Source organism: Croceicoccus gelatinilyticus (genome assembly GCF_018398395.1).
Taxonomy (GTDB): Bacteria; Pseudomonadota; Alphaproteobacteria; order Sphingomonadales; family Sphingomonadaceae; genus Croceicoccus; species Croceicoccus gelatinilyticus.
In genome coordinates this window covers 1-5757 of the sequence record NZ_JAHCBF010000026.1, presented here as the reverse complement: position 1 = coordinate 5757, position 5757 = coordinate 1, and the positions used below count along the sequence as shown (strand labels likewise).

The window sequence follows — 5757 nt, the reverse complement described above, 5'->3', positions numbered from 1 at the left end:
TAGCTTGCAACGTCGAATCAGATTTCCGGCCCCTTGGGAATCCCCCGAAGTGAGTCATCCTCAGCGCACTTCGGTATTATCGGCTTGCGCAGCTGAGGCCATCTAAGAGAAGCGCGATAGTAGATCGCCGTCCCGATCAGGAGGACAAGGATCATTGGCGTCGGCGCCGTACGGTAGGTTTCATAAATTACCGGGGGCGTCGACGACACGGCCAGCATCAACGCGTGACCTGTTAGTTCGATGAGGTAAAGCGCGGCAATCGCATGGATCCAGAGCAACCGGAAACGATGCGCTGCAAAGACCATCAACACGAAGGTCAGGAAATCGAAAGAAGCAGCGACAATGTCGAATTGCGCGAAATTTGCAGGCCAAGGCCAGACAAGGTTCGCCAGATAGCGCGCCACTATCTCGAAAAACAGGATTGCGCCGACAATCTTATGCGCATCGCTGCCGATCAGCATGGGAAAGGCCAGGCTGAAAAGTACGACGGACAATCCGATTGCGAGGAGAGGGTGGGCTTGCGCGCCAATGAAAAGAAAAGCCGCCAAACCCATGGCAGCAAAAGCAGCCAAACCTTTCGATCGCTCGGCAGCCGCCAGCACAAGCGCAAACAACGCAAACCCGGGCAAGAAGACCATCGCTACTGACGCGCTGGTCATATCGACTTCTGTCACCGCTGCAATTTCCATTCACTCACAGGCGGTAAGAGAAATGGCCGCTTTTCGGATTCTTGAGCGAAAGCCATCGAACGCCAATACGCCGCCCCACCTTTCCGAGCGTTCCTCGCAATGAATACGAGGGTCGCGACGTTGATGAAGAAGATCAGCAGCGGGATCGGCATTTGCCTGAAGACCATGTAAACTTCATTCGGCATTCCCGGCATGATCAGCATCATCGCGTGCCCGAGGATCTGCATCAGGTAGATCGATGCTCCAAGATAAAGGATCAACCGATCCATCTTGTGTGCCGCAATCGCAAAAGAAATGCAGAGCAGCAGGTCCATGCTGGCTCCGATGACATCGAACCCGTCCACGATGCTGAAATGCATCCTGAGCAGGTTGTTTGCCAGGAACTCGAACAGCAAGAAGGTCGATGCAAGAAGGTCTGCTCTCGTCCCGAATATCATCGGCACGACGAGAAGCCCCATCGTGATGATGAGGTCCTCAGCGAGATCGAAATGTTCGATCGCAGATGTCGAATATCGAAACAGCACGAAGAGCGCCGCGAGGAAGATCGCGGGATAAACACTCAAAATCGCACGCCGAGCGAAGAGCACCATGCCCAGGAACAAGACGAACGAAATAACTGTCAGTTCGATTGCATTGCCGACTGCCATGGCGCGGCTTTGCCAGTTTTCACCCCGGAGTCCTACCCCCAAGGCTGGATTTTTTCAGCCTGCTGACAAGGGCTTGTGCATCTATGGTTCGCAGACGCCAGATGCGCAAAATGTAGGGTAGACAGAAAATCTGGAGGAAGAAGGCGAGGATCGGCAAAGCAGACGTCCGGAAAATGTGATAGACGTCTTCGGGCAGGTTCGGGCCAATGAGCATGAGCACGTGCCCAACGATCTGGACGAGATAAAGCGATGCGCAGAACAGCATCGTAAACCCTTGGTGCCGCTGTGCCCCGATCGTCAGCAAAACCAGCACGAGTGCGTCAACGACTGCGCCGGCGGTGTCGAACCTCGTGAGCACAATGGGGACGAATACCCGCAGGATCGCAACGACCACGAACTCCGCGATCAGAATTACCGAGGCTAAGCGTTCGGCTCGTCCTCCGAAAATCAGCGGAAGGGTGAAAATCGCAAATACGATTGGCATCTGACCAATGAGGCCGAGGCTCGCAGATGTGCTCCTGGCGAGAAAGAGCGAGAACATGAGGACCAGGACCATGCCAATGGCAAACCACGATCCTTTGCGAGCGAAGATCGTGAAAGCCAGATAAGCGGACAGGCAGGCGGAAAGCACGATCAGGTCGATCGAGGCCTGCATCACATCATCCATCGATGTGACCTGCAGACTTTTCTGCCCGTGTTTTCTCGTAGAAAGCGTCAAGCGTAGCGATCGCGACGAGAATGAAGACCATCGAGATCGGCACCATACGCAGTAGCGCATAAGCGAGTGGCCAGTTCGGTACGATCGCCGCTGTGACATGACCAACCATCGCGACCAGCTGAAACGCCGCCGCGACATATGGCCAGAAGCGCTTTTGGGTGTGTGCCAGCCAGACGAAGCCGACAAGGCCCCCGGCATCCACCACGAGATCAGCTACGTCAAAAGCGTAGGTTTCATCGGGAATGACCAAATGCGTCAGGTACGACGCCACCGGAATGGCAGCAACGATGAGCGCCCCGCCTTTCTCGGCAGGACCACCCTTCCATAACGCAAGAAGAACCGTTGCCACGAGAAAGGCAACGTAGACAGTAAACAGCACGACCCAACCCCCTTTGGGAAATGGTTAAGTGCGTTGATTCTCTTGCAGCGTCAAGAATTTAGCAGCGCTTTTTTAGTGCGGCTTTCCAAAGTGTCAGTTTGAAACGGAAAGGAAAACGCCATGGACGAGTTCCAGAGGCAGCGCATTTTCCTGCGCGCCTGGTTGCACGGGAAGGGCTACTTCACCGCAATCGAAGCCATGAACTTCGCCGAGCCGCTCCACAATGGAACCCGCAAGGACGGGGTCACGCCGGAATTCCAGCACCAGGTCGAGATTGCATTGCATATCTCTGTGCTTCCCAACCTCGTCGATCCGGAAGCGACAATCGCTACCGGAATCCTCCACGACACGCCTGAAGACAAGAACGTCAGCCACGCCGAGCTCGTGCGTAGGTTCGGGCACAAGATCGCCGACTCCACCGACCGGGTAAACAAGTACGATCCGGACGGCTCGCCGCGCGATGAGACCAGGCTTTACGAGGAAATGGCGCTTTGCCCCATCTCTTCCATCGTGAAAGGCGTGGATCGCGGGCACAACCAGCGCACCATGGGCGGCGTCTTCTCCGAAGAGAAGATGCACTCGTACCTCGATTTCAGCGATCGCCGCATCCTGCCGATGCTGAAGAAGGCGAGGGGGCACTTCCCGCAGCAGTACGCTGCCTACCAGAACGTGCGCCATCTCCTCACGACGCAGGCGCGGCTGGTCCGCAGCTGTGTTCTCCTCAAGGCGGCCTGAGCGAATGCTCTCAAGCGAAGGAAAATCATCATGAAGATCGGAACCCTGAACGCCGGCACCTACGCAGTCGTGGCCATCGACTTCAATTGCGTGGTGCCGACTGTCCGATATGCGGCTGACGACGTCTATCGCTCCCGCCTCGAAATCGAGCTCGGCGCCGGCAACCGCTGCAACGGCACCCAGCGCAAACACGGCGAAGAGATCGTAGTGGCTCTCCATTCCCACGGCCGTAGCGGCGTTGCCATCGTCCCTGTCTCGCAGCCGGAGCTGTGCCAGGCGATCACCATTGTCGAGGTCGAGCGTGATACCCGGCAGGAAGTGAGCCTTGTGAACGACATTCTCTATCTCGGAGACAGTTCGCTGCATCTCGGCGAACTTGCGAAGATCGCGGCCTGATAGCCAGGCCGCAGCTTCATAACGGGCGGGATGGGCATCTGGAGCGCAAGCAACTCCAGAAGGGAAAATGGACAATGCGTAACCAGACCTCGATCGCCCGCGGCCACGCCCGCGCCCGCGCCAAGGCTCTCGCAACTGCCGCCATGAACCAGGCGGCAGCCGATATCGAAACCGGCGAAAGCGACTACGACAAGGCCCGTCGCCGCGCGGCAGAAGCCAAGGTGCGCATGCGCGCCGAAGGCCTGCGCCGCCACCAGGAGCATAACCATGCCCTGCGCGTCGCGGCCCAGATCCGCCGCCACGGCGGTCACCAAGACGACCTGTTCCTAGACAACCAGACCGGTCTGCCGATGGCCGCCTGAAATGATTTGCAGGATAGGGATTTGGTAAGAACTTCTCCCTATCCTATAAATCTAACAGACCATCTCAGGAAAGCAGGTTGCATGTACCACTCGACACAGATGATTTGCGCCGAAATGCAGATGAGCCCCGCAGAGGCACCCGGCATTGCCGCGGTGCTCTCGGCCGGTTCGCAGCATCTTCGCAGCTCTGACCGTCACGTGTTCGACCGCATCGCAACGACCCTGCTGGCCGAGGCGGACATCGCTGGCCCTGACATCATCCTCCAGCTCGATATGTCTCTCAAGGAAGCGAGCAAGGTAGCAGAGGTCATCGAGGCAGCCGACGATATCATTATCGACGACCTCAAGCGCTTCGGCGAGAAGCTGAGCTTCATGTCGGGTCGCTGGCCCGGCGGACATGCCATCGAGATGGCCGCCGCCTGACAAACCCTATTTCCAGTCCCTCCTGAGCCCGGAAGCAGCCCCTTCGCTTCCGGGCTTTTTTCTTGCCTGTCGCAATCTTGCCATTTGGCATAATAATACCTATTATATGCCAAACAGGAGAATGAGCATGCTCAATCTAATTGAAGGACCCGTCGGCGATCCGCTCAATCAGGAGATCACTCCTGATGAGGCGCAGGCTGGTGCCCGTGCGATCGTCAACCTGTTCGATAATTGGCAGCTCACGGATGAGCAGGCATGCGGCGCGCTCGGCAATATGTCGGCGCGCACTTGGGCGCGCTGGAAGCAGCGCGAGTTCGGCCGGATTGGCCTCGATCTCGCGACCCGCTTATCCCTGCTCCTGGGCATTCACAAGTCGCTGCGGATCATCTTCAAGGACCGCCGCGACGGCTATGCCTGGATCAAGAAGCCGAACGAGGCCTTCGGCGGCCGTAGTGCAGCCGAACTCATGGCCGGAGGTCAGATCTTCGCCCTGATCCGCATTCGCCGTTACCTCGATGCGGAGCGTGGCGGATGGTGAGGGTTCGTTGGGACCGCGCCTTCCGCCTCATCCGCTCGCTCTTCCCCCCGATCGACCTCTTCGAGGATATCGGCGATCCCCGTGACTGGGAGGCGCTGGCGTCCCTGGAATCGAAAACCAACCCGCGCGTCTTCGAAGAGCTTGGCCAGCTTGACCTCGTTCCCGTCGACCGCCGTGTCGGCGGGGCAGGGGCGACTTACGTCATGGCACCCTTCGTCCATTGCAGCACTGACCGGCCAGGTCGTTTCTCGACCGGCGAATATGGGGTCTATAGCTGCGCGGACGCCGAAGAGGTCGCCATTCGCGAGGTCGCCTATCATCACGAGCGCTTCATGCGCCGCACTGGGGAAGACCCCGGCTGGGCATCGGAGTTCCGTATGCTCGTCGGCGAACTCGATGCCGATCTCGATGATTTGCGCGGCCGAGCCGACGTGCACGATCCTGACAGCTGGGCGATACCCCAACAGGCAGCAGCAACCTTGAGGGCAGGCGGCTCGGACGGAGTGCTTTACAACTCGGTCCGCTCGCCCGGCGGATTATGCGCAGGTCTGTTCTGGCCGGACGTGCCGGGCATTCCTGTCCAGACCGATCACTATGCGTTCCATTGGAACGGAGAGACGGTCGACCGGATCTACAACAAGACCCAAGGCCAGGAACTCGCGATGTAACGGCTATTCGGATTTCCGTGTGGACATCTGATCCGCACGAACCATCCTGGTACGGTCGCTGCAGCTATGCTGCGAGTGGATCCGCAGTTCCGGGAACACGCACGCCGCAATCGGCCACGTTGGGCTCCCCGGGACGCCTAGCCGCCCCGTGCGCGGCGAGGCCGCGCTTCAAGATATTGATTGCCGCATTGTGGTCCCGCTG

Annotated in this window: 10 protein-coding genes; 6 read left to right on the top strand and 4 right to left on the bottom strand. The window is 58.4% G+C overall.

Going from position 1 to position 5757, the window contains the following annotated elements; genetic code table 11:
- Positions 1-17: 17 nt before the first annotated feature.
- From KIH45_RS18825 to KIH45_RS18810, 4 genes are read right to left on the bottom strand one after another with little or no spacing between them, the layout of a single operon-like run.
- Complete coding sequence (locus KIH45_RS18825) at positions 18-689, bottom strand: hypothetical protein (RefSeq protein WP_213177501.1); 672 nt, start codon at positions 687-689, stop codon at positions 18-20.
- Positions 671-1336, bottom strand: a complete 666-nt coding sequence (locus tag KIH45_RS18820; RefSeq protein ID WP_213177500.1) for a hypothetical protein — start codon at positions 1334-1336, stop codon at positions 671-673. Before KIH45_RS18820 ends, KIH45_RS18825 begins: the two co-directional genes overlap by 19 nt.
- Positions 1337-1355: 19 nt before the next feature.
- Positions 1356-2003 carry a hypothetical protein gene (locus KIH45_RS18815; RefSeq protein ID WP_213177499.1) on the bottom strand — a complete coding sequence of 216 codons (648 nt, stop codon included), beginning with the start codon at positions 2001-2003 and terminating at the stop codon, positions 1356-1358.
- Positions 1996-2433, bottom strand: a complete 438-nt coding sequence (locus KIH45_RS18810; protein WP_213177498.1) for a hypothetical protein — start codon at positions 2431-2433, stop codon at positions 1996-1998. Before KIH45_RS18810 ends, KIH45_RS18815 begins: the two co-directional genes overlap by 8 nt.
- Before the next feature lie 120 nt (positions 2434-2553).
- On the opposite strand from KIH45_RS18810, the gene KIH45_RS18805 reads away from it, so the two are divergent.
- From KIH45_RS18805 to KIH45_RS18780, 6 genes are all read left to right on the top strand, one after another.
- On the top strand, positions 2554-3168 hold the full coding sequence (locus tag KIH45_RS18805) for an HD domain-containing protein (protein WP_213177497.1): 615 nt from the start codon (positions 2554-2556) through the stop codon (positions 3166-3168).
- Between the two features lie 30 nt (positions 3169-3198).
- Positions 3199-3564, top strand: coding sequence for a hypothetical protein (locus KIH45_RS18800; RefSeq protein ID WP_213177496.1), 366 nt, complete (start codon positions 3199-3201; stop codon positions 3562-3564).
- A 74-nt stretch (positions 3565-3638) separates the two neighbouring features.
- Positions 3639-3926, top strand: coding sequence for a hypothetical protein (locus tag KIH45_RS18795; RefSeq protein ID WP_213177495.1), 288 nt, complete (start codon positions 3639-3641; stop codon positions 3924-3926).
- Between the two features lie 81 nt (positions 3927-4007).
- Positions 4008-4349 (top strand): hypothetical protein, encoded by a 342-nt coding sequence (locus KIH45_RS18790; RefSeq protein ID WP_213177494.1) that lies wholly within the window; start codon positions 4008-4010, stop codon positions 4347-4349.
- 121 nt (positions 4350-4470) lie between these two features.
- Positions 4471-4887, top strand: a complete 417-nt coding sequence (locus KIH45_RS18785) for an MbcA/ParS/Xre antitoxin family protein (protein ID WP_213177493.1) — start codon at positions 4471-4473, stop codon at positions 4885-4887.
- The gene (locus tag KIH45_RS18780; protein ID WP_213177492.1) at positions 4881-5555 is read left to right on the top strand and encodes an RES family NAD+ phosphorylase; all 675 of its coding nucleotides are present in this window, start codon (positions 4881-4883) and stop codon (positions 5553-5555) included. Before KIH45_RS18785 ends, KIH45_RS18780 begins: the two co-directional genes overlap by 7 nt.
- Positions 5556-5757: the final 202 nt, after the last annotated feature.